Below are 25,575 nucleotides of genomic sequence, written 5' to 3'. Positions count from 1 at the left end.
TCAAAGCCCTCTCGCCAATGCCTAACCAATTGAAATAAAAGACAAATCACAATATCAGGGGGATTGGCATCTCTTTTGAAGGTATTATCCAAGCACCCTTTCGGACGAGGTTGAAAATGAAAGGCTTTTCGCTGGTTGAACTGATGATCGTCATCGCCATTATCGGTATCCTAGCGCTAATTGCCATGCCCAATTACGTCAACCTGCGGGTTTCCGCCTATAACGCATCGGCGGGCAGCTCGGGGCATAACGCTCGGACCGAACAGGAAATCTACAAATCGATTCACAATACTTATGCCGGCGATTTGAGTTCCTTGTTGGCGATCGACCGCAATCTGACCGACGACCCGGAAATGACGTTCGTCTTCGGCAATTGCAACAATTCCGGTTACACCTTCACCGTCAAACACAATCGCGGCGATACGTATTACCGCTTCTCCAAGTGAGCCGATCATCCTTTCCTTCGGCTGGCCTGTATGCCTATCTATATGAATAAAAAAGCTTTTATAAATATTCACCGGGCTGTTGAGCCTGATTTCATCTTCATTTAGCCTTGTGGTACACTACAAAACCATTTTTATCGGCGGTGCTATGGAGACTATGACCTGCTTTGATCTGATCGAGCTGGAAACCAGGGGAAACCTGGATATGTTGGATTTGACCGGGCAGGTGGCCGCGATCATTGCCAATTCCGGTATTGCCGAGGGGAGTGTCACGGTTTTTGTCCCGGGTTCGACCGCGGCGCTGACGACCATCGAATATGAAGAAGGCGTGCTAGACGATCTGCGGCGGGCGATCGAACGAATGATCCCGGAAGGCGGCGAATACGCGCACAATCGGCGCTGGGGCGACGACAACGGGCACAGCCACGTGCGCGCGGCGATGATCGGACCGGATTTGCACGTGCCGATTCACGAAGGCCAGATGTTCCTGGGAACCTGGCAACAGATTTTACTGATCGACTTTGACAATCGGCCTCGTCGACGGCAGATCGCCGTGAGCGTGGTCGGCAACCAGGGGTAGGATTTTTGGGCGAGAAGGAATTCAACGGCGGGGCGGAAACCCCCTGCATATATCTGCCCGATGCCGAGGTGATTCGGCAGATCGTCGGCCACGGCGACGAGAACCTGCACGTGGTGGAAACCGCGTTGGGGGTCAAGCTGTCGGTGCGCGGCGACCGGATTTTCATGCGCGGTCCGCAGGAACACTTTCCCATCGTGAAGAAATTGTTCGAGGAGTTGTACGGCCTGGTCGCCGAGGGCTTTCCGGTCTACACCACGGACGTGGAACACGCGCTGACGATCCTGCGCTCGGGCGACAAGATCCGGCTGCGCGATATCTTTCTGGACACGGTGTACATCTCCAACAAAAACCGGGCCATCACGCCCAAGTCGATTCACCAGAAAATGTACATCGACGCGATCCGCAACAACGACATCGTCTTCGGCGTCGGGCCGGCCGGCACGGGCAAGACCTACCTGGCCATGGCGATGGCGGTCAGCCATCTGGTGAAAGGCGAGGTCGATCGGATCATCCTGGTGCGGCCGGCGGTGGAGGCGGGCGAGAAGCTCGGATTTCTACCGGGCGACATCGCCGAAAAGGTCAATCCGTATTTGCGGCCGCTTTACGACGCGCTGCACGAGATGATGCCCTACGAAAAGGTGCAGCGGTTGATCGACCGGCAGATCATCGAGGTCGCGCCGCTGGCCTTCATGCGCGGCCGCACGCTGAACGACAGCTTCGTGATCCTCGACGAGGCGCAGAACAGCACGCCCGAGCAGATGAAAATGTTTCTCACCCGCCTGGGCTTCCACTCCAAGGCGGTCATCACCGGCGACGACACCCAGATCGACCTGCCCAACGGCCAGGTTTCGGGCCTGGTGATCGTCCAGTCGATTTTGCGCGATCTGGACGGCATCGTCTTCGTCCGCTTCGATGAAACCGACGTGGTGCGGCACCGCTTGGTGCAGCGCATTATTGTGGCGTATGATCAATACGAGAAACGATCTCGCCGGGAGAACGATTGAGCGCCAATCCGCCGGAAGAAAAAAAACGCCAGTGGCCGCGCCTGCGCCGCGTCCAGGAAGCGATCAAGCGCAGCCGGTTGGGCCATGAGGTGCTGACGACACCCTGGGCGATGGTCGTGCTGGCGAGTCTCTTTCTTTCGTTTATGATCGCGCCGCATTTCGGCTTTTCGATCGACCGCTACCAGGCCGGCATGTTCGCCGATCACACCATCAAGGCCAACCGCGATTTCGACGTGATCGACACCTCGAGTACCGAAAAGCGGCGCCAGGACGCCATCTCGGCGGTGCTGCCGGTGTACGACCACGACGCGCGGGCCGACCAGCGGCAGGTTAAACGCCTGGCCGACGCTTTCGCCGAATCGCGGCTGTTTTTCGGCTGGACCGACAGCGGCGGCGCGGCGAAGGAAAACGAAATGGGCGTGGCGAGTCTGCTGTCGAAGCCGGCGATCGAGGAGCAGGAGAACAAGCTGGCGCAGCAACTCGGTCTCGATCTCGACCGTAAGGATTTCGACGCCTTGTTCAAGAAAAAATACTCGCCGCAGGTGGAGGCCGAGATCCGCGATCTGCTCAACTACGCGTTGTCGCGCCTGATCGTGGTCGATCGCAAGGTGCTGCTCGAACAGATCGCCGCGCAGGGCGCGGAAAAGGCGATCACCCTGCGGGAATTGGGCAACAAGAAGGAGCGGACCTTCAAGGAAATCGAGAAAATCGCCGATCTGCCGGTCATTCTGGATCAGGTGGAACGCCGGGCGAAGCAGAACATCGAGGACCCGGCGGAGCGGGCGCTGGTGTTAAAAATCGCCGACGGGATGATCGCGCCCACGGTGAATTTCAATCTGGCGGCGACCGAGGAACTGCGCATGGAAGCGGCCAACAAGGTCGGCCCCAGCATCATCCATTTCCGCAAGAACCAGCTCATCGTGGCCGAGGGGCGGCCGATCACCGAGGAGCAGATGCTGGTGCTCGGGGCGATGCGCCAAGGAGCCGGCGCCGCCGAAACCCTGCTGATCTTCGTGGCGCTGGTGATCGTGTTGGCGATCATCATCTCGGCCCTGTTCGTCTTTGGAGCGCGCAATATCCGCAAGTTCAAGCCCAGCATGAACGATTACGCGTTTCTTCTCAGCACCGCCGCCCTGGCCGGGCTGCTCATGTGGCTCGCCAAGACGATTTCGCAACCGTTGGCCGATTCCTATCCCTGGCTGACGGAAGAGGCGATCCGCGTGCTGTTCCCGGTCGCCGGCGTCTGCATGCTGGTGCGCTTTCTGCTCTACAGCGAGGCGGCGATTGTCTGGCTGGGTTTCGTCGCGTTGATGTCCGGGTTGTTCATGGACGGCTCCATCGGCTACGCGCTGTTCGTCCTGGCCGGCAGCGTCGTCGGCGCGCACCGCATCGGCAAGGTGCAGGCCGGCGCCCAGGTGGTGAAGGCCGGTCTTTCGGTGAGCCTGATCAACGCCGTGATGATGTTCGCCGTGCAAGTCATCGGCGATCCGGCCTCGCTGCTCTCCACGGCGACGTTCGTCAACGTCGGGGCGGCGGCGATCGGCGGCTTGCTCAGCGGCCCGTTCATGCTGGCGGTCGTGCATCCGTTCGAGGCGCTGTTCAACTACACCAGCAACCTGCGGCTGATCGAATTGGCCAACTTGAACAATCCGCTGCTGGGCCGGATGCTGGTCGAGGCGCCGGGCACCTATCACCACTCCCTGATGGTGTCGGCGCTCGCCGAAAAGGGGGCGGAGTCGATTTCGGTCAACCCGTTGCTGGCCAAGGTGGCGGGGCTCTATCACGACATCGGCAAGATCGTCAAACCGCACTACTTCATCGAAAACCAGATGGAAGGGGAGAACAATCCGCACAACGAACTGCCGCCGCACATGTCGAGCCTGATTTTGATCAATCACGTGCGCGAAGGGTTGGAGCTGGCCAAGCGTTATCGCATCGGCCGCCGGGTGGAAAAGATCATCGCCGAACACCACGGCCGTTCGCGGATCCACTACTTCTACAACCGGGCCAAGCAGATGGAAGCGGCGGGCAACCTGAAAATCAACGAAGAGGATTTCCGTTATCGCGGCCCGTATCCCCAGACCAAGGAATCGGCGCTGGTCATGCTGGCCGACGTGGTGGAGGCCGCGACCCGCAGCCTGAAAAATCCCACGCCGGCCCGCATCGAATCGCTGGTTTCGGAATTGATCGGCAACATTTACAACGACGGCCAACTCGACGAATGCGAGATGACCCTCAAGGATCTGCATCGGGTCGCACAAAATTTCGCGACCATCCTCACCGGACGGTATCATGGGCGAATCGCTTACCCCGAAAACGAACAGCCCCGCAAGGGCAAGGTCGTCAATATCGCTCCGCCGGCGGCACCCCGGGAGGAGCCCGGACACTAAGCCGCTGCGGGCGTTGGTGGCCGCGGCCGGGACGCGGCTGGAGCGCGCCGGCGACCGGGTCGAAATCCTCCTGGTCGGCGACGGCGCGAGCCGGCGCTACAACCGCGATTACCTGGGTCGCGACCGCCCCACCAACGTGATCTCCTTTCCGGCCGACGAAGCCGGCGAATGGGGGCAGTTGATCGTCAACGTCGACGAGGCGGCGCGACAAAGCGGCGAAACCGGTTATGGACTTTTGTACCTGACCGGTTACTATATTTTGCATGGCCTCCTTCATCTTTCGGGTTACGATCACGAGCGCGTGAGTCCGGACGAAGCGGCGCGGATGAAGGAACGGGAAGAAGCCTTGCGCGATCTGCTGGCGCCGCTGCTCGAACAAGAGGATGGAAAATGAGCGAAAAAGAAGACCTGCCGCGAAGTCGCTTGCGTCGATTGATCTCCGTCTTCCGCCGTCCCGAGGATCCCGAAAAGGTCACCGAGGAAGCGTTGTCCGACCTCGAATTGGATGGGCATATCGATCACGACGAGAGCGAGATGATGCAGGGGGTCCTCTACCTCGACAAAACCACCGTCCGCGAGGTCATGGTTCCGCGCACGGAAATCTCCTCCGTCGACAAGGACGATCCGCTGACGGAAATCATCCGCTGCACCCGCGAATCCGGGCACAGCCGGCTGCCGGTGGTGGACGGCGATCTGGACAAGGTGCTCGGTTTTGTCCATGTCAAGGATCTGCTGCGCTATTGGGGCCGCGAGGAGCAGTTCAAAATCGAGGAAATCCTCCGTAAAACCTACAACGTGCCCGAGACGAAAAAACTCGACGACCTGTTGCGGGAATTTCAGCAGCGGCACGAAAAATTTGCCCTGGTGATCGACGAATTTGGCGGCACGAGCGGCATGGTCACGCTCGAGGATATCCTTGAGGAGATCGTCGGGGAAATCTCCGACGAGTACGACAAGGAAGAAAAGACCATCTATTTCCAGGACGAAAACACGCTGGTCGTTCCCGGACGGTTCGACATCAACGAGTTTTACGAGATCTTCGACCTCGAGGAACTGGATGGGTCGTTCAACACCGTCGGCGGTTGGATTTTCGACCGCATCGGCCGCGTGCCGCAGGCCGGCGAAATCCTCGAACTGGACGGCTTCTCGGTGAAGATCGAAGCGGCCAACGAACGCCAAATCCGCCGCCTGCGCATCCAACGGCCGCCGCAACCGGCGGAAGAATAGCATCAATCGGCCTCGCCGTCTGGACAATCCGGCGCTCACCGACCAAAATAATCTTTTCAACACCCTGGCCATTCGGCGGGAAGAATTAACCACGGGCGCGGACTGTTCGCGTCCGGCTGACACCGAGCGGGATTCGCGGATGAACTGGAAAGAACGCCTGGTGCGTCGCCTGGCGCGGCGCTTTCACCTGGATGACAGCCTCGACTTCATCGAATCGATGGGGCGGATCGGCTCGGAAGCCGACGTGATGGCGCCGACCGACCTGTTGCCGATGGCGGCGCGGCTGGTGACGCGCGGCATCTACACGCAGATGGCGATTCAGCCCAACCGCGATTACGTGTTGCCGTATTGGGCGACGCGGCAGTTCGACGAAAACGACGTCAGTTTCATTCCGCGCATGAGCTGGTGCGCGATGAACGTCACGCACCGCAACTGGACGGCGGTCGGTGTCCCCGGCTCCGAACGCGAGGTGGCGATCGATCCGCGCGGCCTGGTCACGCCCTGGTTCGAGGGCTGGTCGCTGGACACCTGGCTGCGGCTCGACGACGAGACCTTTTTCCCGAGCCGCCGGCCCGTGCGCGATCAGCAGCACGTCGAAAACCTGCCGCTGGTGCGGACCCGGTTCGATTTCGGCCCGTTGCAACTGGAGTTGGAAACGTTCGCCAGCGGTTCCGGCGAGTTGGAAGTCGTGATGCTGCAGGCGCGGGTGACCAACACCTCCGACCGGCATCTCGCGCCGACGCTGTATTTTTCGATCCGGCCGTTCAACCCCGAGGGCTGTGCGCTGGTGAAAAAAATCGAGCTGACGGCGCCGGATACGTTCACCGTCAACCACTGCCTGGGATTGCAGTTCGCGGAGCGGCCGACGATCGTCTATTGCTCGAACGGCCGCCAGGGCGATTGCGCCTTTCATTTACGCGTCGCCGAGAGCCGGCCGCGGACGGAATGCGCGGCGGGCTTGGCGACGGCCTACGCCGCGTTTCCGCTGAAGCTGCCGCCGGGCGAGACGCAGACGCGGACCGCGACGGCGACGACCCGGCCGCAGGCGTGTTTCAACCGGCGCGCGGCGGCGCTGCGCTCGTACGACTACGCCGACCGGCGCAACGAGGCGCGGGCCGAATGGCGCCGCCGGCAGCAGGAAGGCCTGACGGTCACGTTCGCCGACCGCGATCTGACGGCGGCTTTTCAGCGCTGCAAAAGTCATCTGTTGTTGGTCGACGATGGCGACGCCATCACGCCGGGCATCATGACCTATCATCATTACTGGTTCCGCGACGCCGCCTACCTGGTGACCGCGCTGGATCGGCTGGGCCTGCACGAAAGCGCCAAGCGCAAATTGCTCGACTATCCGCAAAAGCAACAGCCCGACGGTTTCTTCCTGTCCCAGCCGGGCGAGTGGGACAGCGCCGGGCAGGCGATCTGGACGCTGGTGGAGCACGCACGCCTGACGGGTGATCGCGAGTACCTGATCCGCATTTACGAATCGCTCGTCCGCGGCGCCGACTGGATCGCCAAAACGCGCCGCCGCGAAACGTCGCCGCCGACCAAGGGCCTGCTGCCGCCGGGATTTTCCGCCGAACACTTCGGGCCCAACGACTATTACTACTGGGACGACTTCTGGGGCGCCGCCGGGCTGCGCGACGTGGCCTGGGCCGCCGAAATGCTGGGCATGCGCGACGAATGGGTGCGCTTCGAACGGGAGACCGAACAATTCCTTGCCGACATCCGCGCCAGCCTGCAACTGGCGATGGACCGGATCGGCGAGGAGGTCATGCCGACCGGCCCGCACCGCCGCTTCGACTGCGCCGCGATCGGCGTGCTGGCGGCGCTTTATCCGCTGCGCCTCTTCGAGCCGCAAGACCCCTGGATGGGCAATACGCTGGCGGCGCTGCGCGAACGCTGCTTCTGCCAGGGCCTCTTCTTCCAGCAGATGATCCACAGCGGCCTCAACGCCTATCTTTCGATGCACATCGCCCACTGCGAGCTCTTTCGCCGCGATGCCGTGTGCTGGCCGTTGATCCGCCGCGTGTTGGAACTGGCGACCTCCGCCGGCACGTGGCCGGAAGCCATTCATCCGCACACCCACGGCGGGGTGATGGGTGACGGCATGCATCTGTGGGCGGCGGCCGATTGGCTGCTGCTGATGCGCGACCTGTTGCTGTTCGAGGAAAACGACACGCTGGTCATCACTCCCGCCGCGCCGCTCGATTGGTTCGCTTGGGGCAGCCGCACCGAGGTGCGCCGGGCGCCGACCCATTTCGGCGTCGTTTCGTACCGCCTGGAAGGGTTCGCCGAGGAAACGCGGCTGGAGATCGACGCCGACTGGCGCGCCGCGCCCCGCCGCATCGAGTGGAATTTCCCGTTCGCCGCGACGACCGCCGTGGTCGACGGCCGCGAAATCAACGTCAACGATTGTCGGGTGACATTTCCCGCCGGCACCAGCGAAGTGCGCTTGAAACGGTCGGTCTGATCCATGTCCCGCGCGATCCTCGGTTTCAACGCTTACATCCACGACACCGCGGCCGCGCTGTTGATCGACGGCAAGCTGGCGGCATTCGCCGAGGAAGAACGCTTCCGGCGCGAAAAGCACACGACCGCCTGGCCGGAGTGCGCGATTGCCTGGTGCCTGCGGCGGGCCGGGCTGACCATGCGCGAGGTCGGCGGCGTGGCGTTCTACTGGCGGCCGTGGCTCGGTCTGGCGCGGCGCCTGGGGCAGACCGTCGCCGGGCTGCCCGACACGCTCGAAAACGTCCGCCGGGTCCAGGCCGGCAATCTGTTCAAACTGGCCGGCGTCCGGCGCGAATTCGCCGCGCGCTACGGTTATCGAGGCCCATTCTTTTTCGCTCCGCACCATCTGGCGCACGCCTATCACGCGGCGTTTCATTCGCCCTTCGACCGTTCGCTGGTGCTGGTGGTCGACGGCAACGGCGAGATCGCCTCGACGCTGGTCGCCCTCCACGAAGGCGAGGCGATCCGGCCGCTGGCCTGGACCTATTACCCGCATAGCCTGGGGCTGCTCTGGTGCACGGCGACCGAGTGGCTCGGTTACCGCCAGAATTCGGACGAAGGCAAGGTGATGGGGCTGGCGCCTTACGGCGAGCCGGTCTTCGTCCCGGCGATGCGGCGCGTGATCCGTTACGTCGGTGACGGCGTCCTGCGCGCCGATATGGACTATTTCGATTACCATCGCGCCCGCCGGCGCTGGTTCGGCAAGCGCTGGGAAAAGACGTTCGGGCCGCCGCGCCGTCCGGATGAACCGCTCGACGACCGGCACCGCGCCGTGGCCCACGCCCTGCAGGCGGTGACCGAGGAAGTTCTGCTGCAACTGATCGCGGAGATGACGAGCCGCCACGGCATCCGCCGGCTGGCGATGTCCGGCGGCGTCGCGCTCAACTGCGTGGCCAACGGTCGGATCGTCGCCTCGGGATTGCTCGACGACCTCTACATCCCGCCCGCCGCCTACGACGCCGGAGCTGCCGCCGGCGCGGCGCTGTGGGCCGAACGCGCCGGCTTCGGCGGTACCGGCCGCGAAATCATGCCGGCGCCGTTTCTGGGCCCGGAATATTCGGCGGCGGAAATCGAGGCGGCCCTCCAGGCGGCGGGGCTGCGCTACGAAAAAACGCCGGACATCGAACGGCGCGCGGCCGCTTTGCTGGCGGCGGATCAAATCGTCGGCTGGTTTCAGGACCGGTTGGAGAGCGGCCCGCGCGCGCTGGGCAACCGCAGCATCCTGGCCGATCCGCGCCGGGCGGAAACGAAAGACCGGCTGAATGCACGCGTCAAACACCGCGAACCCTATCGGCCGTTTGGCCCGAGCATCCTGGAGGAGCGTGCCGCCGAGCTGTTCGAAACCGGCGGCCGCCCCAGCCCCGATATGTTGCTGGCCTTTCCCGTTCGCGCGGCATGGCGCGATCGGTTGGGCGCGGTGGTGCACGTCGACGGCTCGAGCCGCCTCCAAACGGTGGCGGCGGCCCGGCAGCCGCGCTATCACCGGCTGATCGCGGAATTCGCCGCGTTGACCGGCGTGCCGGCGGTGCTCAACACGAGCTTCAATGTGATGGGCGAACCGATCGTCTGCACGCCCGCCGACGCGCTGCGCTGTTTTGCGTCCACCGGAATCGACGCGCTGGCGATCGGCGATTATCTGGTGCGGAAGGAAGGCACGTGAGCCCGCGCCGCCGCCGTTATCTTTATTCGTTCGTTCCCCTGTTGGTCGGCCTGATGCTCGCGGAAATCGGCTTGCGCCTGGCCGGCTTTTCTTACGAGTCGTTTCTCGGGCGCGATTACTGGTGGAACCGCTCCGCCATCAATCCGATCTACGAAAAAGACCCGGCGCGGTTCTGGCGCCTGCGCCCGTTCGCCAACCGCGACGCCGACGAACCGACCGGCCAGATCACCCAACTGATCAACGGCGACGGCTTCCGCGACGATCCGGCGGCGCGGGAAAAGCGGCCGGGCGAATTCCGCGTCATCGCGGTCGGCGATTCCTGCACGTTCGGCGACGGGGTGGCGGGAGCGGAAACCTACGCCAATGTGCTGGAAAACCGGTTGCGCCAGGCGCTGCCCGGCCGGCCGGTTCAGGTCATCAACGCCGGCGTGCCGGGTTACACGTCTTTTCAGGTGCGCCGCTACCTCGAACGCGAGTTGTGGCGGTGGCAACCCGATTGGGTCGTCGTCTACGTCGGCTTCAACGATTTCGTGCCGGCCGCCAACGGCGTCACCGACGCCGAGCGGGCCGCCGTCAACCGCTTCGTCTGGATCGCGCAATCCGCGCTGGACGGCCTGCGTTCCTATCAGTGGCTCAATTTCGAGATCGCCGGCATTAAAAAAAGGCTGTTTCCCAACCGCATGGCAATCGGAACCGAGGTCGACGGGAGGGGCAAACATCCGTTTCGTGTTCCCTCTCCCGAATTCATCCGCAACCTCGAGGCGATCGATCGCCTGGGAAAAGAAAAAGGTTTCTGCGGTTTGCTGCTGACGCTGCCGCACCAGTTCCAGGACGAGCCGCTGGCTAACCTGTACATCCGCTACGCGGCGTCGAAAGACCAGATTCCGCTGCTGGATCTATTCTCGGCGCTGAAGGTCGATCAGGAGAAGGGCGAAGCGTTGTTCGGCGAGGACGGCGGCCATCCCAACGCGTTGGGCCACCGGCGCATCGCCGAGGCGATTTTCGCGCGGCTGCAACAAACCGGATTCGCCGCCTGTCCGCCGGGAAAAGCCGGAACCGAGCTGTTGCCGATGAGTGAGAATGGACGCCCCGACGATCAATCCGGGGTGCAGTCGGAATAAGGAATGAAGAACCCCGCCGTCAGCGCTTCCTGACTGGCCTGATCGCAAGCGTCCTTGATGCCGATGGTGAACGTGTGCTGGCCGCAGCCCAGCGTGCTCAGCTTGGTCACGGGGATCTCGTAGCCGTAGCCGCGCGGCAGCTCGAGATCGACGTTTTCGTGGAGGAATTGCCAGAACTGCAGACCGGAGCACGAATCGCTGTCGGCCAGCGTGACGTCTTCCACGGGAACGAAGTTGTCGGCGTCCATCGCCCAATAGATTTCCCCGCCGTCGAGATTGCAATCGGCGTCTTTGAATTCGAACCAGACCACGACGCGGTCTTTTTTGCTGAAATAGTAGAGGCCGTTGGTGGCGTTGGGTTCGATGATGTTCAGACCGCTGAGGTCGCCGTCGGCGAAGGAATCCACCACGAGGGAGAGGTTGCGCACGTGCGGCGCCCGATTGTTGTCGCAGGGTCCGGCTTCATCCACCGAGACGGGATCGACGCAGCCGCCGACCGCCAGGATGGCGAACAGGATGGCGAACAGGCTCAAGCGAAAAAGCGGCGATTTCATCACTTGGCTTCTCTTCCACCCACAAGGGAATTACGTTGTTGTCACAGGATAAATTTTCACCAAATGATCGGTCATTCCGCCCGATTCGTCAATCCTTGCTTGCCGCCGCCGGCGGCACGGCGACCTTTTCGAGCAGTTGTTCGACCTTGGTGCGTAGCGCCAGGAATTGCACGCGGTCGGCGGCCGGCAATTGGTATTTCTGTTTTTCGTGCACCTCGAGCGGGTTGATCGGCTGCGCCGTTTCACCTTCCGGTTGGCGAAACGTACGATACAGCAAGCCGGGATTGGCGGTGTCGCCGGTCGAGCCGGTCGAGGCGAAGACGGTGTCGCTGCTGATGATCGCGCCTTCCTGCACGACGTCGCTGATCGCTTCCAGGTGGCAGAACCAGGCGACGACGCCGCTGTCCATGTAACGCACTTCCACGCTACGCCCCAGTTTTTCCTGGTCCCAGTTGAGGCGTAAAACGCGGGCTGGGAAGGGCATGATCACCTTGGTGCCGGGCTCGGTCTGGAAGAACATGCCCCGGTCGGCCAGGTTGCGCACGGTGGCCAGTTGCATGTCCTCGTTGCGGAGCGGCGGTCGCTGGATGGTTTCAGCGATGCTGTTGCCTTCCTTGTCGAAGTAGAACGACGTGCTGCCCTTGGCGTCGGGGAAGTAGACGTAGAACAATTCCTTGCCCAGGCGGCCGCTCCGGTAACGAAAACCGTAAAGCGGCGCGCGTTCCGTCCGCGCCTGCGGATTGAAGATGATTTTCGCCTCGTCGCCCGGGCGCAATTCCCGGCGCGGGTCGAGTTTCCAGCGTAGGGCTTCCGACAAGCGGCCGGCGAGCGGCGTGGCGAGGTCTTTCAATTCGTCGGGCAGCGCTTCCTTCAGCGACGCGTCCAGCGAGCCGCTGAGCCGGAAAGCCAGGACCTGCAGATTGCCGTCGGTGAAAAAAGCGTGCGATCCGGCCGGCGTCGCGGCGGGCGTCGGACTCGGCGCGGGCGTGGGCGATTCCTCCGCCGGCGGCGGCGAGGCCGCGGCGGCATTCTCGTCGGCGGTCGGCGCGGTTTGTTCGCCGGAGACCAGCAGCAGCGCGCCGATGAACGCGGCGGCCATCACCACCGCGACGACCACGATATTGCGCACCAGGTGGTCCTGGCCGGCTTTGCGGGTGCGATAGTCGTCGAAATCAGCCATGCGGTTCCATTCCGTTTTCGGCGGTTAAAATTTCCAGGAACCGGCAGCCGTGCTTGGGAATCGGTCCCAAACGCATGAGGCCGTCCTGGTGAATGAGTTGCCGGTCCTGCCAGATTTCACGGACGTGCCTGATCCGCGCGAGCTGTTCGATCGGCAGCACGTCTTTCAAGTCGAAAATCGGGTTGATCTCGGCGGAGTCGTGATTGATGTACAGGAACAGGTAGCCCCGGTCGGTGGCGGCGAACATCTGGCTGGGGAATTCGCCGCGCTCGGGGTCGAGCACGCGCATGCCTTGCGTGCGGTGGGCGAGGGCGGTTCGCACCAGTTGCAGCCGCGCCTCCGGATATTCGGTCATGTCGTCGCTGAGCAGGAACATGCCGCCGGAAATCGCCGCCAGGGAGGCGAAGGTCCGCACCTCGTCCAGCGTGAGCTTGTTTTTATTTTCGCGCGCCAGCACGCAGTCGGGATCGTTGATCCACCAGCGGCGGTGTAGGAAATTCCGTTGGATGGTGTTGCGGACGGCGTGCCGCGTGCTCAGGCAGTTGTGATCGCGCAGCACCCAGCGCATCGGATTGGTCCAGCGCGGCGTCACGTCGGGGCCGATGCGCATCAGATCGGCGATGCCGACAGCCGGGCCCAGCGGACAGCCGCAACCCAAAATGACCGGCTCCGGGCCCACGCCGCGCCGGATCGCTTCCAGTCCGGCGCGCAGGGCGCCGGCGCGCGTCAGGCTCGGGTCGTGCCGTTCGGCGGGCAGGGACACGGCGTACAGAAAATCGATTTTGAAAAATTCCCAGCCCATCCCGCGTAACGTCGCAAAGGTGTCGGTCAGCCATTCCTGGACTTCGGGATGCGTCGGGTCGACCGCCCGAATTTTCGTCCATGGATCCCAGATCGGGTTGTAATTCGCGTACAGCGGCTTGCCGCGCCGGTTGCGGAGCAGCCAGTCCGGATGCTCCCGGGCCAGCCGGCTTTTCGGATGGGCCAGGAACGGCGCCGTCCAGATGCCGGGGCTGAAGCCCGCCGCGCGAATCCGTTCGACCAGGTAGGCCAAGCCGTCCGGAAATTTTTCGTTGACGTCCAGCCAGTCGCCGATCGCGGTCTGGTAGCCGTCGTCCAGTTGAAACACGTCCAGTTGCATCGCCTCGCGCAGGCCCGCCAGCTTTTCGAGGTTGGCCAGAAACGTGTCCTGGGAAACCTTGGTGTAAAAGTAGTACCAACTGCACCAGCCGACCGGCGAACGCCGGGGCACGCGCGCTTCCATGGCGCGGCCGCTGCGCGCCGCCCACGCGTCCAGCGGATCTTCGTTGTGCCCGCCGTAGCAGAGCCACAAGGGTTCGGCGGCGATCGTTTCGCCGGGCGCCACGCGGATGCCGTCGAACCGGCAGCAGGCTTCGAGCTTCGCCACCTTGGCCTGACGGGGTTTGATCTCCAGCCGCAAATCGCTGAACGCGCGCTTGGCCGTCAGAAAACCCAGCACCAGGTTCTGGCCGCCGCTGACGTTGCGCACGAGCAGCACTTGTTCGCCGAGGAAAACGCCTTTCTTGTTCGGGCTGAGGTTGGCGACGTTCTCTTCCATGGCCGCCAGCCAATCGAAGACCGGCGGCACGTTTTTTTCGGTGGCGCGGAACATGCGCGTCGCCGACCAGCTCTGCCAGCCGTTGCGCAGAATGCTCCACTCCAGCGGCGAATAACCCAGCCGGAATTCAGCCTCCGGGCCGGCCTCGTACAACAACGGAGACAGCGAATCCAACTGGATCGGGGCGGCCGACTCGTTGGTCAGTTGCGCGGTGATCAGCAGCCCGGACGGCTCGTCCGGCGCTTCCGTCGGTTGCCACCGCACTTGCATGGTGACCCGATCGGTGATGTTGTGTCCGTGCCAACCGAGGTTGAGCCGGATGGCGCCCGATTCCTCGAGGAGGGTGGTCGGCTGGATCCGGCCGGCCGGCGCCTGTCCGTCGCCGAAGCGGAAACGCGCCGCGGCCGTCACCGGTCCGAATCGGGTATCGGCCAGGCGTAAGGATTTGATTTCGCGGACGCCGCTTTCCAGATCGGCGAGAACGAGCAGCGAAGAAGTTTTAATTTCCACGGAAGCCTCCGGATGTTTTTGTATCCGTGCGCCGGAAGATCTGTCAACCAAGTCGAACCATCTGCAAACTTTACACGGAATCGGGCTCACTTTAGTATTTTTCCGATGACTTGGCCAATCACCCGTTCGGGGGGAATCTCATGAACCGATTGCTGGCGGGCGCTGCGAAACTGGACATCACGCCGTTGCGCCTGGGCCTGCGCCTGGGCGGGCACGGCGTCAACCGGTGCGCGGTCGGTGTGCGCGATCCGTTGCTGGCGCGCGTCGTGGCGATCTCCGACGGCAGCGCGCCGCTGGTCATCGCGGCCTTGGATCTGGTAGGGCTGATGCGCGGCTATGTCCAGCGGATTCGCGACCGCGTGCCCGCGGCCGATCCGCGGCGGATTTGGGTCTGCTCCACCCACACGCACGACAGTCCCGACACGCTGGGCTTTTTCGGCCCGATGATCGCCGGCCTCCCGCTGCGTAGCGGCCTCGATGAGGAATACCAGGAATACGTGGTGGATCGCACGGCGGCGGCCGTTCGCGAGGCGATCGCCGCTTTGCGCCCGGCCCGGCTGATCGCCGCCGCGGTTCGCGCGCCCGCGATGGGCCTGACGCGCAACGTCCGGTTGGCAGGGCTGAAGGACAACGAAATCCAGATCATGCGGTTCGAGGAACCGGGTGGCAAACCGATCGCGCTGTGTTATCACTATGCCTGCCACCCCGAATTTCTCGGCCATACCAACCGGCTGATCAGCGCCGAATGGCCGGGTGTGACCAACTCGCTGCTGGAAAGCCGTTTCGGCGGCGTCGCCCTGCTGGTGCAAAACGCGCTGGGCGGCATGGTCACCGGGGCGGTAAGCCGCGACGACGGTTCGTTCGATCCCGTGATCGGTCAGCCGTTCGTCGCCCAGCTCGGGCGACGGATCGCCGACCTGGTGGTCGCGGGGCTGAATGACAACGGCCGGGAAACGGCGGTCGACGAAATCCGGACGGCCCATCAGAGCTTCGATGTGCAGGTGGAAAATAAGGTCTTTTACCTGGCGAGCCGGCTCAATATTCTGCCGCGTTGGATGATCGACGCCAAACGGCGCACCGTGACGACCGAGGTCAACGTCGGTCGGCTGGGCCCGATCGCCTTGGCGACCGTGCCCGGCGAGGCGTTGCCGGAGGTCGGGTTCGCCGTCAAGCGGTTGCTCGCGGCTCCGCATCCGTGGGTGCTCAACCTGGCTTGCGACGAATTGGGCTATCTGCTGCCGGTCGCCGCCTGGAACGATCCGAATTACTGGTACGAACGCTCGATGTCCGTCGGCGGCGGCGCGGTGCCGTTGATCGAGGATACGTTGAAGCTGTTGTTGGCGCGGTTGCGAGAATGAAAGCCGCGTTTTAATAAGGCACCGCAACCCGTCCGGCCGAGCATATTGCAGCGTTTTTCTGTTACTGCGCCGCGTTCAGTTGCGCCTCGATGTCTTTTTCGAGTTCCTCGGGCTTGGTGCTGGGGGCGTAGCGCTTGATCGGCTTGCCCTGGCGGTCGATCAGGAACTTGGTGAAATTCCACTTGATGGCTTCCGAGCCGAAGAGCCCCGGATGTTCCCGGGTCAGGAATTTGTACAGTGGATGCGCCCCCTCGCCGTTGACGTCGATTTTGGCGAACATCGGAAAGGTGACGCCGTAGTTCACCGAGCAGAATTTGGCGATTTCCTCGTTCGTGCCCGGTTCCTGGCTGAGGAACTGATTGCAGGGAAACCCTAGAATGACCAGGCCGCGATCCTTGTATTTTTCATAGAGTTTTTCGAGCCCGGCGTACTGCGGCGTAAACCCGCATTTGCTGGCGGTGTTGACGATTAACAGGACCTTGCCCCGGTAATCGGCGAGGCTTTTTTCCTCGCCGGCAATGGTTTTCGCGGTGAATTCGTAGACGGTGTTCGCCATGTTCGAATCCTTCGGTTGGGGTTCGACGATATCGGCCGCGGCCAACAGCGGCAGCAACCAGATGAAGAAGGCCAGCGCGACGGTCACGCCGTGTCGCCGGTCATGGGAACGGAGACTTTTCGGTGTTTGTTCGGCCATTTTTCCCCTCTCGATTTTCCATTAAAACAAATAATCAGCCGGTAACGGGAAAGCAAGGCATCGATCGCCGGAGTTTTTTGCGCGCCGCGCAATTTCCGTTAGGTCCGGCGGCGGTTTTCACGATAGGATAGGAAGAAGAAAAGCAACGGGGGCGAGGCGAATGACCGAACTGCTCAAGTGCCCTTCCTGCGGCGGTCCGATGCAACTGGGCGAGTTCAAGCCGGGCGACAAAATCGCCAAGTGTCCGTATTGCGGCAAAGTCGTCGATCTGCCCGACGATCAGACCACCCAAAAAGTGACCGAAATCGAGGAACATTCGCAGGACGGCAAGGCGCGGATGCAACGCAAGGTGAAGGTCACGGAAACCAAATCCACCGCCGCGGCCGGCGCGCCGGATAATGCCGAAATCAACGATCTGCTTGCCCAGGTCCGGCAGACTTTCGAAAAAAGCGCCGCTTCCGCCAACCCGGGCGCCGGCATCAAGGGAGTCGTCAACCAGCAGACCGTCAAAACATCCTTCACCACGACCGTGACCCGGTCGGGCGCGGGCGAAGTCCAGCTTCCCGATGAAGTGAAAAAGCTGATTCAGAATCTGGGGGTCGAAATGCCGGAAGGCGCGGGCAAGGTGACGATCGTTCAGGAAGCCGTCACTGCGCCGGAAAAAAAGCCGGGCTTGCTCAAACGCCTGTTCGGGAAAAAGGAATAGCCGGAATTTTTCGGCCGGCCGCGCCTACGACCGCTTGCCCACCACCAACACCGTCGCCTTGATCCGGTGGCGCAATTGATCCACCGTCGACCCGAAGAACAGATCCGACAGGAAGCGGTGCCCGTGCGCGCCGACGACCACCAGGTCGGCGCCGAATTCCGCGATCATCCGCGTCAGCTCGGGGACCGGTTTGCCGGTGCCGATCATCGTCGAAACCGCGAAGCCGAGCCGGCGCAGCTCCGCCGCGTACTGCTCCAGGCGTTCCACGTCCTTTTGCATTTCGATGTCCGCCGCGTCCTTGCCCAGGAACCGCGCCGAGGCGCTTTCGACCACGTGCATCAACGCCAGCGGCGGCCGCCGTTCGCCTAGCACGCGCAGGGTTTCGGCGAGAATCGCGGCCAGTTGGCCCGAAAAATCGAGCGCGATCGCCACCCGCGAGAAGGGTTTGCTTTCGGTCAGGGCCTCGATTTGACGGATTTCGCCCATCACCGTCTCGTGAATGTCCGCGCCGACGGCCAGGCGGCGCCGGCCGAGCAGACGCGGCAGCCAGGGTTCAACGGTCACGTAGACCAACAGGAGCGCGACAAAGGTCAGCAGCAAGATTAGCATGACGCGCCACGGTAAAAATACCCCGCCCGCCAACCACTCGCGCACCGTGCCGGCGACCAGCATCACGTTCAAGCCGACGATCACGATCGCGATCACCCACGCCAGCGCCTTGACGACCCGGCCGATCGCGAACTTTCCCATGGCCCGGCGGTCGGCGGCGAAATGGATCATCGGAATCACCGCGAACGGCAACTGCAGGGAAAGAATGACCTGCGACAGGATCAGCAGCGGGCCGGTGCCGGCGTCGCCGAAGTAGAGGATCGCCGCCACGGCCGGAATGATCGCCGCCAAGCGGGTGATCAGGCGCCGCACCCACGGCGGGATGCGGAGGTTCAAGTAGCCTTCCATGACGATCTGGCCGGCGAGGGTGCCGGTGATCGTCGAGCTTTGCCCGGCGGCCAACAGGGCGACGGCGAAGGCGATCGGCGCGAAAGTCGAGCCCAGAATGGGCGCCAGGAGGCGATGGGCGTCTTGGATGTCGGCCACCTCGAAATAGCCCGACCGGTGGAACGTCGCCGCGGCCGCCACCAGGATCGCGGCGTTGACGAAAAAGGCCGTGTTCAAGGCCAGCACCGAATCGAAGGTGTTGTAGCGGATGGCTTGCCGTTTCTGCTCGTCGCTGTCGCCGATCGCCCGGGTCTGCACGAGGGACGAATGCAGGTACAGATTGTGCGGCATCACCGTGGCGCCCAGCATGCCGATCGCGATGAACAGCGCCGCCGAATCGGGGAGGGAAGGAACGAAACCGTGTGCCACGCCGACCCAATCCGGCCGCGAAAGGAACAGTTCCACCAGGAGACCCGCGCCGATGATCGTGATCAGGCCCAGGGTCAGCGCCTCGATTTTACGGATGCCCAGGTGATTCAAAAACAGCAACGCGAACGTGTCGGCCGCGGTCAGCAGAACGCCGATGACCAGCGGCAGCCCGAAGAGCAGTTGCAGGGCGATGGCCGACCCGAGCACTTCCGCCATGTCCGTGGCGGTGATCGCGATTTCCGCCAGTGCGTATAGCGAGAGCGAAATCCAGCGCGGATAACGGGCGCGGGAAAGTTGGGCGAGGTCGAGCCGCCGGACGATCCCCAACCGGAAGGCCAGGCTTTGCAACAGCACGGCCATCAGGTTGGACATCAGCAAAACCCAGATCAGCGTATAACCATAACTCGATCCGGCCGCCAGATCCGTGGCCCAGTTGCCGGGGTCCATGTACCCGACGCTGACGAGAAAGGCCGGCCCGGAAATGGAAAGAATGCGCACCAAGAGCCCGCGATTCCCGGGAACCGCGACCGAGCGGTGCACATCGGCCAATGAGGGGTGACGGTTTTGCTCCACGTTCACCTCGGCGCGATCGGTTCGCCCGACCGCCGGCCGTCCGTTGTTTTCACAAGCTTAAACATTCGCCGATCGGGCGGCTTTCGCCAAGCGAAAAAATGACTGTTTTTCGAAAATTCCGTAACCTTGACGAAGTCGTGGTCCTGCATTACGAAGGGACTTTCAAGCGGACACTTGCGGCGAATACAACCTCGGAGGAACGGATGAAACGCGCGATGTTGGCGATTGTACTGCTGTCGGCGCTTCTGGCGTCGGCCGGCTCGGCCCTGGCGGAATACGGATCCTGGGAATTTTTGTACGGCTTGGAACCGCCGGGCTATTCCAACGCGGCCTTTCTGGGTTTGAGCCTGGCCGATGAAAGCAATCTGTATACCGTCGGTATGGCGCAACCCAGCGAAAGCGTCATCGATTATGGTTGGGTCAGCAACACCGCCGGCAGTTCCTGGTCGTCGGTGCTCAGCGTTTCCTTCGGCGCCAACCCCTGCGACATCATGAAAATGATGTCCTTCTTCATGGCCGTGGAAGCGATCGACGCGCAAACCGCGCTTTACGGCGGCATGGCCATCAACGACGACTGCCTGCAGATGTTCGAGCTCCCGTTCTGCATGTTCGCCTGCATCTTCACGTTTTCGAACGCCATCTATTACACCGAGGACGGCGGGATGTCTCTCCAGGAGGCCAAATTGCCGTTCGGCTTCGGCAAATCCGTCACCGCCATGGACAAGGTGGATGACGACATCGTCTACGCCGTCGGCGGCCCGGATTTGATCCTGGTCAGCACCGATCACGGCCAGTCGTGGGAAAGCGTGGCCGCCATGCCCGCCCCGGAACTGACCTATTCCGACGTCGATTTTCTGACGCCGGAGCTCGGCTACGTCATCGTCGGCGAATCCGAACCCGAACCCGAAACGAAAGGCCGGCCGGTCGACGAGCAGGCGCGGCTGATGTACCAACACCACGTCAACAGCTATCGCTTCCTGCACGATCCGATTTTCCAGATGGAGACGCGGCGGCGCAATTCCGAACAAGGGGCGCCGAAGGGCATCAACGGCAAGGTGTTCCGCACCACCGACGGCGGCGCGACCTGGGAACTGCTGATGAAGCAGACCGACGAGGCCTACAGCACCATCCAGATGCTGAACGAGGATGAAGGCTGGCTGCTCGGTTCGCCGGTGGAAGGCCTCTACCCCGACTTCAGCATTTACCGCACCACCGACGGCGGCGACACCTGGGTGGATTACACCGATCACATCCCGCTCGACCAACTCAGCTACCTGTCGTGGTGGGGCCTGACCGTGCTGTCGTTCAACCCGTCGGGCACGACCGGTTTCTTCGGCGGCGGCGGCCAGCGCGGGCCGGCCTACACCTCGCTGATCTTCTACTCGATCGATCGCGGCGAAACCTGGCAGATCGACAAATCGATCCAGGACTGGGGGCATCCGCTCATTTCCTTCGATTGGCAAGGCGATAAGCTGGCTTACCAGGCCGGTTGGGACATGAGCGCCTACCGCTACACGCAGGACAACGTGCCGCCGGTCGCGCGGGCGGGCGACGACCAGACGGTGACCGTCGGCGACGCGGTGGCGCTCGACGGCAGCGAATCCTACGATCCCGACGGCGACCCGATCACCTTCGCGTGGGCGCAAGCGTCCGGCCCGGCCGTGGACCTGACCGGCGCGGACGGCGCGACGCCCTCGTTCGTCGCGACGGCGGTCGGCGAGGTGACGATCCGGTTGACCGTCAGCGACGGCCAGGAAAGCGGCGTGGATGACGTGGCGATCACCGTCGAGGAAGCCGTTGACGACGACGCGGCCGACGACGACGCCGCCGACGATGATGCGGCCGACGACGATGCGGCCGACGACGACTCTCATGGGGTCGCGGGCGACGACGACAACGATGACGACAACGGCTCTTGCGGCTGTTGATCTGAATCGGCCTTGCAGGCCGTAGACATTGGTCGGACAGGGACAGACGGATCGGTTCTCCAAATGGGAAACGTGGTCTGTCCCTCATTCTTTTCGGGAAAGCGCGAAACCCCGATGACCGGTTGGACGAAGCGGCAGGTGGCGTTGGCGATCGCCTGGGTGCTGCTCTGGGCGGTCGTGCCTTACCTCGGCAAGCTTCACAACGGGTTCTTGCTCTGGGACGACAAGCGCTTCATTCACGAAGCCGAACCGATCCACTCGCTCGGCAACCTGCCGCAATTTTTCCGCATGGGGCAGGACGGGCTTTATCGCCCGCTGCGTATGGCGCTTTACGCCGTCAGCTACGACACCCTCGGTTTCGGCACGCGACCGCTCGGCTACGAAATCGTCGGCTTGCTGCTACAGGCCGCCTGCGCCCTGTTTTTCTTTTTGCTGCTGCGGGCGCTGAAGTGCCCGGACGTCGCCGCGCTGGCGGCCGCCACGGTTTTCGCCGCGCACCCGATCCACGTCGAGCGCGTCGCCGGCATCACCGCGAGCTACGACCTGTTGGGCGACGCCCTCTTGTTGTGGGCGTTGTTTCTTTACTTTCGCCGGCGCGACGCACGGACCTACTGGCTTTGGGTGCCGGTGCTGCTGGCTTCGGTTCTGTCCTCGGAAATGGGCGCGGTTTTTCTGCCATTGGTGATTTGCCTCGAGGCCGTCCGCGCCCGGAATTGGCGCGAATTATTCGCCCGGCCACGGCTGGCGCCGCTGCTCGCGGCGGTTGCTCTGGTCGCGGGTTACCTGGCGGTCCGCGCGCTGGTGTTGGGGCACGTGGATCGCGGTTTTCCGCGGCCGGCGGAAGGATTTCTCGACAACCTGCTGACCGTCAGCACGTTCCACGCGCATTATCTCAAGCTCTTTTTGCTGCCGTGGCAGACGAATTACTTTCATCGCGCGCCGGTCGTCACCGCGAATAGCCTGACCGGCTGGCTTTGCTTCGGCGCGTTGCTGACGCTTTTGCTGGCCGCCCTGGTCTGGTTTCGCCGCCGGCCTTGGGCCACGATCGGCATCGCCTGGTTTTTTGTGATGCTGCTGCCATTTTCGCAAATCCTACCCAACTACCCGGCCTTTCAGGAACGCTATGCCTATCTACCGCTGGGCGGATTCGCGATTTTTCTCGGCCTGCTCGCCGATTACCTGTGGCGGCGGCTTCGGCGGCGCGGCCGGGTTGTCGCGATCCTCGTCGGCGCCTGCTACCTGGCGATTTTGTTCCAGCAGACCAGCGCCTACACCAACGCTTTCGCCGACGATCTGACCTTGTGGACGCGCACCGCCGCCCGCGATCCGCTCCAGGCCGGCGCCTGGAACAACGTCGGCATCGGCTGGATGGAAAAAGGCGATTACGCGGCCGCCATCCCGAATTTCCTCACGGCGATGAAACTCGACGCCAAATTCCAGATCCCCGTGCGCAATCTGGCGCTATGCTACCGCCAACTGGACCGCAAATCCGAAGCTTACGAGGCGATCCTGCGCTACCTGGAAATGAACCCCGCCGATGTCGGCGCGGCCGACCTTTATTACCGGCTGACCGTCGAATTGGGGAATGCGGCGGACGCGATCGCCGAATTGGCAGCGCAGCGGAAAAATCCGGCGTTTCCCGATCGCTTGCTGCTGACGCTGGCCGTCGCTCATCTGAGCGTGGCGCATTACGCCGAAGCGGCTGAAATATTGAAGGATTATACGGCTCGCCATCCCGCCGACGAGGCGGCGCAAGCACTGTTGCGGCAGGCATTGCAATTCCATTAAGCGGGTGTAGACTTTGCGCCACGGGGAGGCTGCAGTGCGTCGAAGCGCTGTGGCCGTTGTTTTTTTCGAGGAGAAAAAACGTGAAGACCAGAATAATTTCGCTCGTCGTTCTAATCCTGTTATTGGGCGCTTTGCCGGCTTTCGCGGAGGATTTCCGCGCCGAACGGCAATTCCTGCGCATCTATACGATGGACAAGTTCGACCGCACGGTGGTCAGCCAATTGGGCTTTGCGATTGACAACGTCGACCTCAAGGCCGGCTACATGGAAGCCTGGGTGCCGACCCGGCTGTTTTCGAAGCTGCGCGAGCTCGGCTTCAGCTACGACGTTCTGCCCGGGCCGAAGGAAATGCCGGCGGGTTACGAAGCCTACCATGATTACGGCGAACAGGTCGCCGCCTTGCAGGCGCTGGCGCTGGAAAGACCCCAAATCACGAATCTTTATTCCATCGGCCAGACGCTCGAAGGCCGTGACATCTGGTGCCTGAAGATCAGCGACAACCCGCTGGTCGACGAGCTTTCGGAAAGCGCCGCGGTGGTCGTGGCCAACCACCACGCCCGCGAAATCCTGACGCCCGAGGTGGCTCTCTACGTCGCACAGGAGTTGGTGGAAGGTTACGGCATCGACGAGCAGACGACGGTTTACGTGAACAATCACGAGATCTTCGTGCTACCCAATGCCAACCCCGACGGCGCCGAATACGACCGTTCGCAGGGTTTTGACTACTGGCGCAAGAACCGCAACCCGAATTCCAACCCGAGCTGCATGGGCGTCGATCTCAACCGCAACTACGGCTACATGTGGGGCGGTTCGGGTTCCTCGCCCGACGAATGCGACGAGACCTACCGGGGCACGGCGGCGTTTTCGGAACTCGAAACCCAGGCGTTCCGCGATTTCGTCGAAGACCACGAAAACATCACCTCGCTGGTTTCGCTGCACACCTACGCCGAGCTGATTCTTTATCCGTGGGGCTACACCTACGACGCGCTTGCCAACACGCTCGATTATCAAACGCACCAGCGTATGGCGCAGGCGATGGCGGCTGAAAACGGCTACACGCCGGAGCAGTCGTCCGATTTGTACATCACCAACGGCGACACGCTTGACTGGGCTTACGGCGAGCACGGCATCATCAGCTTCACCTTCGAAATGTCGCCCAGCAGCATCGGCTTCTACGATTTTTATCCGCCCGCCAGCTTCATCGAGCCCGCCTGCACCGACAACTGGGAAGCGATCAAGATCCTGATCGGCTTCGCCGACGATCCCTCGCAGGTTTTGTCCACCACGCTGTGGAAGTTCGAACTCGAGTTGACGGCTCCCACCGCCGTGACGGTCGCTTGGGGTTCCGTGGCCGAGAATTCGCCGCACGGCTGGCAGGTGATGCGGTCGCTCGAGGAAAACGGCACCTACGCGGCGGTCAATGACGGCTATCTGCCCGGCAACGCGAGCCCGTACACGTACGTCGACGAAGGGCTCGATCCGGACACCACCTACTATTACAAATTGCACTTCGAAAGCTGGGGCACCAACGACGCCGACTTCGGCCCGCTCTCCATCACCACCACCTCGGACGATGACGACGACGACAACGACGATAACGACGACAACGACGACAACGATTCGACCGACGACGACGCCGCCGACGACGACGCGACCGACGACGACGCGACCGACGACGACGCGGCCGATGACGACGCGGCCGATGACGACGCGGCCGACGACGATTCGACCGACGATGATTCGGCGGACGACGACGCGGCTGATGACGACGCTTCGGACGACGATGACAATGACGACGACAGCGGCTGCGGCTGCTGATTCACTCGATTGACGATGTCCAAGGGCGCCTCCCGCGAGGCGCCCTTGTTTTTTTATTTCCCGCTTTATCCCGGCCTTATCTGGTACATCGGATCCCACATCGGTATCACCGACTGCGTCCACTGTAAGAGCGGCTTAGCAGCCGCGATAAAAACCCTACGCCGTCTTTCCGTTCGCCAGCCGGAACCCAAACTGGGAGCGCCAGCGACTTAACTAATGTAAGAGCGGCTTAGCAGCCGCGATAAAAATCCTCGCCGTCTTTCCGTGCGCCAGCCGGTAACCACAACGGAAGCCCCGGTGACTAGCCGGCGACTGTAAGAGCGGCTTAGCAGCCGCGATTTCACCTTTCCGCCGAATCCTCCGCCGGATTTGCCGGAACGAATAATTTTCGCTTATTTATCTATGGTTTCCAATTTTTAATAAATCACCGATTGTATCCATTTGTAACACTTTATAATGACAATTTTTTTCTTGACATTCAGAATAGGGGGGGACTCCCCACCAGTTGTCAATAGGATACGGCGGCGGAGAAAAAAGACTTTTGGGGGTCTTTTTTCTCAGGCCGCCGGGGTTTGCTGGTTGTTCCGCCG

At 62.5% G+C, this 25,575-nt stretch carries 19 protein-coding genes; 14 read left to right on the top strand and 5 right to left on the bottom strand.

All coding sequences use genetic code 11. The features are described 5' to 3' along the window. Positions 1-116: 116 nt before the first annotated feature. The 9 genes from GX444_14150 (at position 117) to GX444_14110 (ending at position 10,933) form a co-directional block, all read left to right on the top strand. The gene (locus GX444_14150) at positions 117-446 is read left to right on the top strand and encodes a prepilin-type N-terminal cleavage/methylation domain-containing protein (GenBank protein ID NLH49723.1); all 330 of its coding nucleotides are present in this window, start codon (positions 117-119) and stop codon (positions 444-446) included. A 154-nt stretch (positions 447-600) separates the two neighbouring features. Then, positions 601-1,023 carry a YjbQ family protein gene (locus tag GX444_14145; GenBank protein NLH49722.1) on the top strand — a complete coding sequence of 141 codons (423 nt, stop codon included), beginning with the start codon at positions 601-603 and terminating at the stop codon, positions 1,021-1,023. Between the two features lie 47 nt (positions 1,024-1,070). Beyond that, positions 1,071-2,027: a PhoH family protein gene (locus tag GX444_14140; protein NLH49721.1), complete on the top strand. Its 957-nt coding sequence runs from the start codon at positions 1,071-1,073 to the stop codon at positions 2,025-2,027. After that, entirely contained in the window at positions 2,024-4,417 is a 2,394-nt protein-coding gene (locus GX444_14135; protein ID NLH49720.1) for an HDIG domain-containing protein, read from the top strand. Before GX444_14140 ends, GX444_14135 begins: the two co-directional genes overlap by 4 nt. Further along, on the top strand, positions 4,320-4,811 hold the full coding sequence (ybeY, locus tag GX444_14130; GenBank protein ID NLH49719.1) for an rRNA maturation RNase YbeY: 492 nt from the start codon (positions 4,320-4,322) through the stop codon (positions 4,809-4,811). Before GX444_14135 ends, ybeY begins: the two co-directional genes overlap by 98 nt. Continuing rightward, a complete protein-coding gene (locus tag GX444_14125) occupies positions 4,808-5,644 on the top strand; it encodes an HlyC/CorC family transporter (protein NLH49718.1) in 837 nt (278 codons plus the stop codon). Before ybeY ends, GX444_14125 begins: the two co-directional genes overlap by 4 nt. A 139-nt stretch (positions 5,645-5,783) precedes the next feature. Further along, positions 5,784-8,114 (top strand): hypothetical protein, encoded by a 2,331-nt coding sequence (locus tag GX444_14120; GenBank protein ID NLH49717.1) that lies wholly within the window; start codon positions 5,784-5,786, stop codon positions 8,112-8,114. A gap of 3 nt (positions 8,115-8,117) precedes the next feature. Further along, entirely contained in the window at positions 8,118-9,812 is a 1,695-nt protein-coding gene (locus GX444_14115) for a hypothetical protein (GenBank protein NLH49716.1), read from the top strand. Further along, positions 9,809-10,933: a hypothetical protein gene (locus GX444_14110; protein ID NLH49715.1), complete on the top strand. Its 1,125-nt coding sequence runs from the start codon at positions 9,809-9,811 to the stop codon at positions 10,931-10,933. The genes GX444_14115 and GX444_14110 overlap by 4 nt, the downstream gene beginning before the upstream one ends. Here the strand turns inward: GX444_14110 and GX444_14105 are convergent. The 3 genes from GX444_14105 to GX444_14095 all read right to left on the bottom strand — a co-directional run bounded on the left by GX444_14105 (position 10,909) and on the right by GX444_14095 (position 14,756). After that, the gene (locus tag GX444_14105; GenBank protein ID NLH49714.1) at positions 10,909-11,487 is read right to left on the bottom strand and encodes a hypothetical protein; all 579 of its coding nucleotides are present in this window, start codon (positions 11,485-11,487) and stop codon (positions 10,909-10,911) included. The two genes, GX444_14110 and GX444_14105, sit on opposite strands and share 25 nt — an antisense overlap. Before the next feature lie 88 nt (positions 11,488-11,575). After that, positions 11,576-12,667 (bottom strand): M23 family metallopeptidase, encoded by a 1,092-nt coding sequence (locus GX444_14100; GenBank protein ID NLH49713.1) that lies wholly within the window; start codon positions 12,665-12,667, stop codon positions 11,576-11,578. Then, a complete protein-coding gene (locus tag GX444_14095; GenBank protein ID NLH49712.1) occupies positions 12,660-14,756 on the bottom strand; it encodes an alpha-galactosidase in 2,097 nt (698 codons plus the stop codon). The genes GX444_14100 and GX444_14095 overlap by 8 nt, the downstream gene beginning before the upstream one ends. 140 nt (positions 14,757-14,896) lie before the next feature. Here GX444_14095 and GX444_14090 point away from each other — a divergent pair, with 140 nt between their 5' ends. After that, positions 14,897-16,114 (top strand): hypothetical protein, encoded by a 1,218-nt coding sequence (locus GX444_14090; protein NLH49711.1) that lies wholly within the window; start codon positions 14,897-14,899, stop codon positions 16,112-16,114. Positions 16,115-16,175: 61 nt separating this feature from the next. On the opposite strand, the gene GX444_14085 is transcribed toward GX444_14090, so the two are convergent. Then, positions 16,176-16,670: a glutathione peroxidase gene (locus GX444_14085; protein ID NLH49710.1), complete on the bottom strand. Its 495-nt coding sequence runs from the start codon at positions 16,668-16,670 to the stop codon at positions 16,176-16,178. A 298-nt stretch (positions 16,671-16,968) separates the two neighbouring features. Between GX444_14085 and GX444_14080 the strand changes: the two genes are divergently transcribed. After that, complete coding sequence (locus GX444_14080; GenBank protein NLH49709.1) at positions 16,969-17,514, top strand: hypothetical protein; 546 nt, start codon at positions 16,969-16,971, stop codon at positions 17,512-17,514. Positions 17,515-17,538: 24 nt separating this feature from the next. Here the strand turns inward: GX444_14080 and GX444_14075 are convergent, their stop codons facing one another. Further along, positions 17,539-19,452 carry an Nramp family divalent metal transporter gene (locus GX444_14075; protein NLH49708.1) on the bottom strand — a complete coding sequence of 638 codons (1,914 nt, stop codon included), beginning with the start codon at positions 19,450-19,452 and terminating at the stop codon, positions 17,539-17,541. Between the two features lie 203 nt (positions 19,453-19,655). Here GX444_14075 and GX444_14070 point away from each other — a divergent pair, with 203 nt between their 5' ends. From GX444_14070 to GX444_14060, 3 genes are all read left to right on the top strand, one after another. After that, positions 19,656-21,380, top strand: coding sequence for a hypothetical protein (locus GX444_14070; GenBank protein ID NLH49707.1), 1,725 nt, complete (start codon positions 19,656-19,658; stop codon positions 21,378-21,380). 114 nt (positions 21,381-21,494) lie between these two features. Continuing rightward, complete coding sequence (locus GX444_14065; protein NLH49706.1) at positions 21,495-23,168, top strand: hypothetical protein; 1,674 nt, start codon at positions 21,495-21,497, stop codon at positions 23,166-23,168. Between the two features lie 80 nt (positions 23,169-23,248). Continuing rightward, entirely contained in the window at positions 23,249-24,985 is a 1,737-nt protein-coding gene (locus GX444_14060) for a zinc carboxypeptidase (protein NLH49705.1), read from the top strand. Positions 24,986-25,575 lie beyond the last annotated feature (590 nt).

Source organism: Myxococcales bacterium, from assembly GCA_012517325.1.
Classification (GTDB): Bacteria; Lernaellota; Lernaellaia; order Lernaellales; family Lernaellaceae; genus JAAYVF01.
The sequence above is the reverse complement of the archived record's forward strand: the minus strand, read 5'-3'. Positions and strand labels throughout refer to the sequence as shown.

Excerpts from the sequence above, each read along its gene's own strand:
- GX444_14100 (NLH49713.1), bottom strand. The coding sequence starts at position 12,667 with ATGGCTGATTTCGACGACTATCGCACCCGCAAAGCCGGCCAGGACCAC.
- GX444_14150 (NLH49723.1), top strand. The coding sequence starts at position 117 with ATGAAAGGCTTTTCGCTGGTTGAACTGATGATCGTCATCGCCATTATC.
- ybeY (NLH49719.1), top strand. The coding sequence starts at position 4,320 with ATGGGCGAATCGCTTACCCCGAAAACGAACAGCCCCGCAAGGGCAAGG.
- GX444_14125 (NLH49718.1), top strand. The coding sequence starts at position 4,808 with ATGAGCGAAAAAGAAGACCTGCCGCGAAGTCGCTTGCGTCGATTGATC.
- GX444_14070 (NLH49707.1), top strand. The coding sequence starts at position 19,656 with ATGAAACGCGCGATGTTGGCGATTGTACTGCTGTCGGCGCTTCTGGCG.
- GX444_14065 (NLH49706.1), top strand. The coding sequence starts at position 21,495 with ATGACCGGTTGGACGAAGCGGCAGGTGGCGTTGGCGATCGCCTGGGTG.
- GX444_14085 (NLH49710.1), bottom strand. The coding sequence starts at position 16,670 with ATGGCGAACACCGTCTACGAATTCACCGCGAAAACCATTGCCGGCGAG.
- GX444_14105 (NLH49714.1), bottom strand. The coding sequence starts at position 11,487 with ATGAAATCGCCGCTTTTTCGCTTGAGCCTGTTCGCCATCCTGTTCGCC.
- GX444_14120 (NLH49717.1), top strand. The coding sequence starts at position 5,784 with ATGAACTGGAAAGAACGCCTGGTGCGTCGCCTGGCGCGGCGCTTTCAC.
- GX444_14145 (NLH49722.1), top strand. The coding sequence starts at position 601 with ATGACCTGCTTTGATCTGATCGAGCTGGAAACCAGGGGAAACCTGGAT.
- GX444_14090 (NLH49711.1), top strand. The coding sequence starts at position 14,897 with ATGAACCGATTGCTGGCGGGCGCTGCGAAACTGGACATCACGCCGTTG.
- GX444_14115 (NLH49716.1), top strand. The coding sequence starts at position 8,118 with ATGTCCCGCGCGATCCTCGGTTTCAACGCTTACATCCACGACACCGCG.
- GX444_14080 (NLH49709.1), top strand. The coding sequence starts at position 16,969 with ATGACCGAACTGCTCAAGTGCCCTTCCTGCGGCGGTCCGATGCAACTG.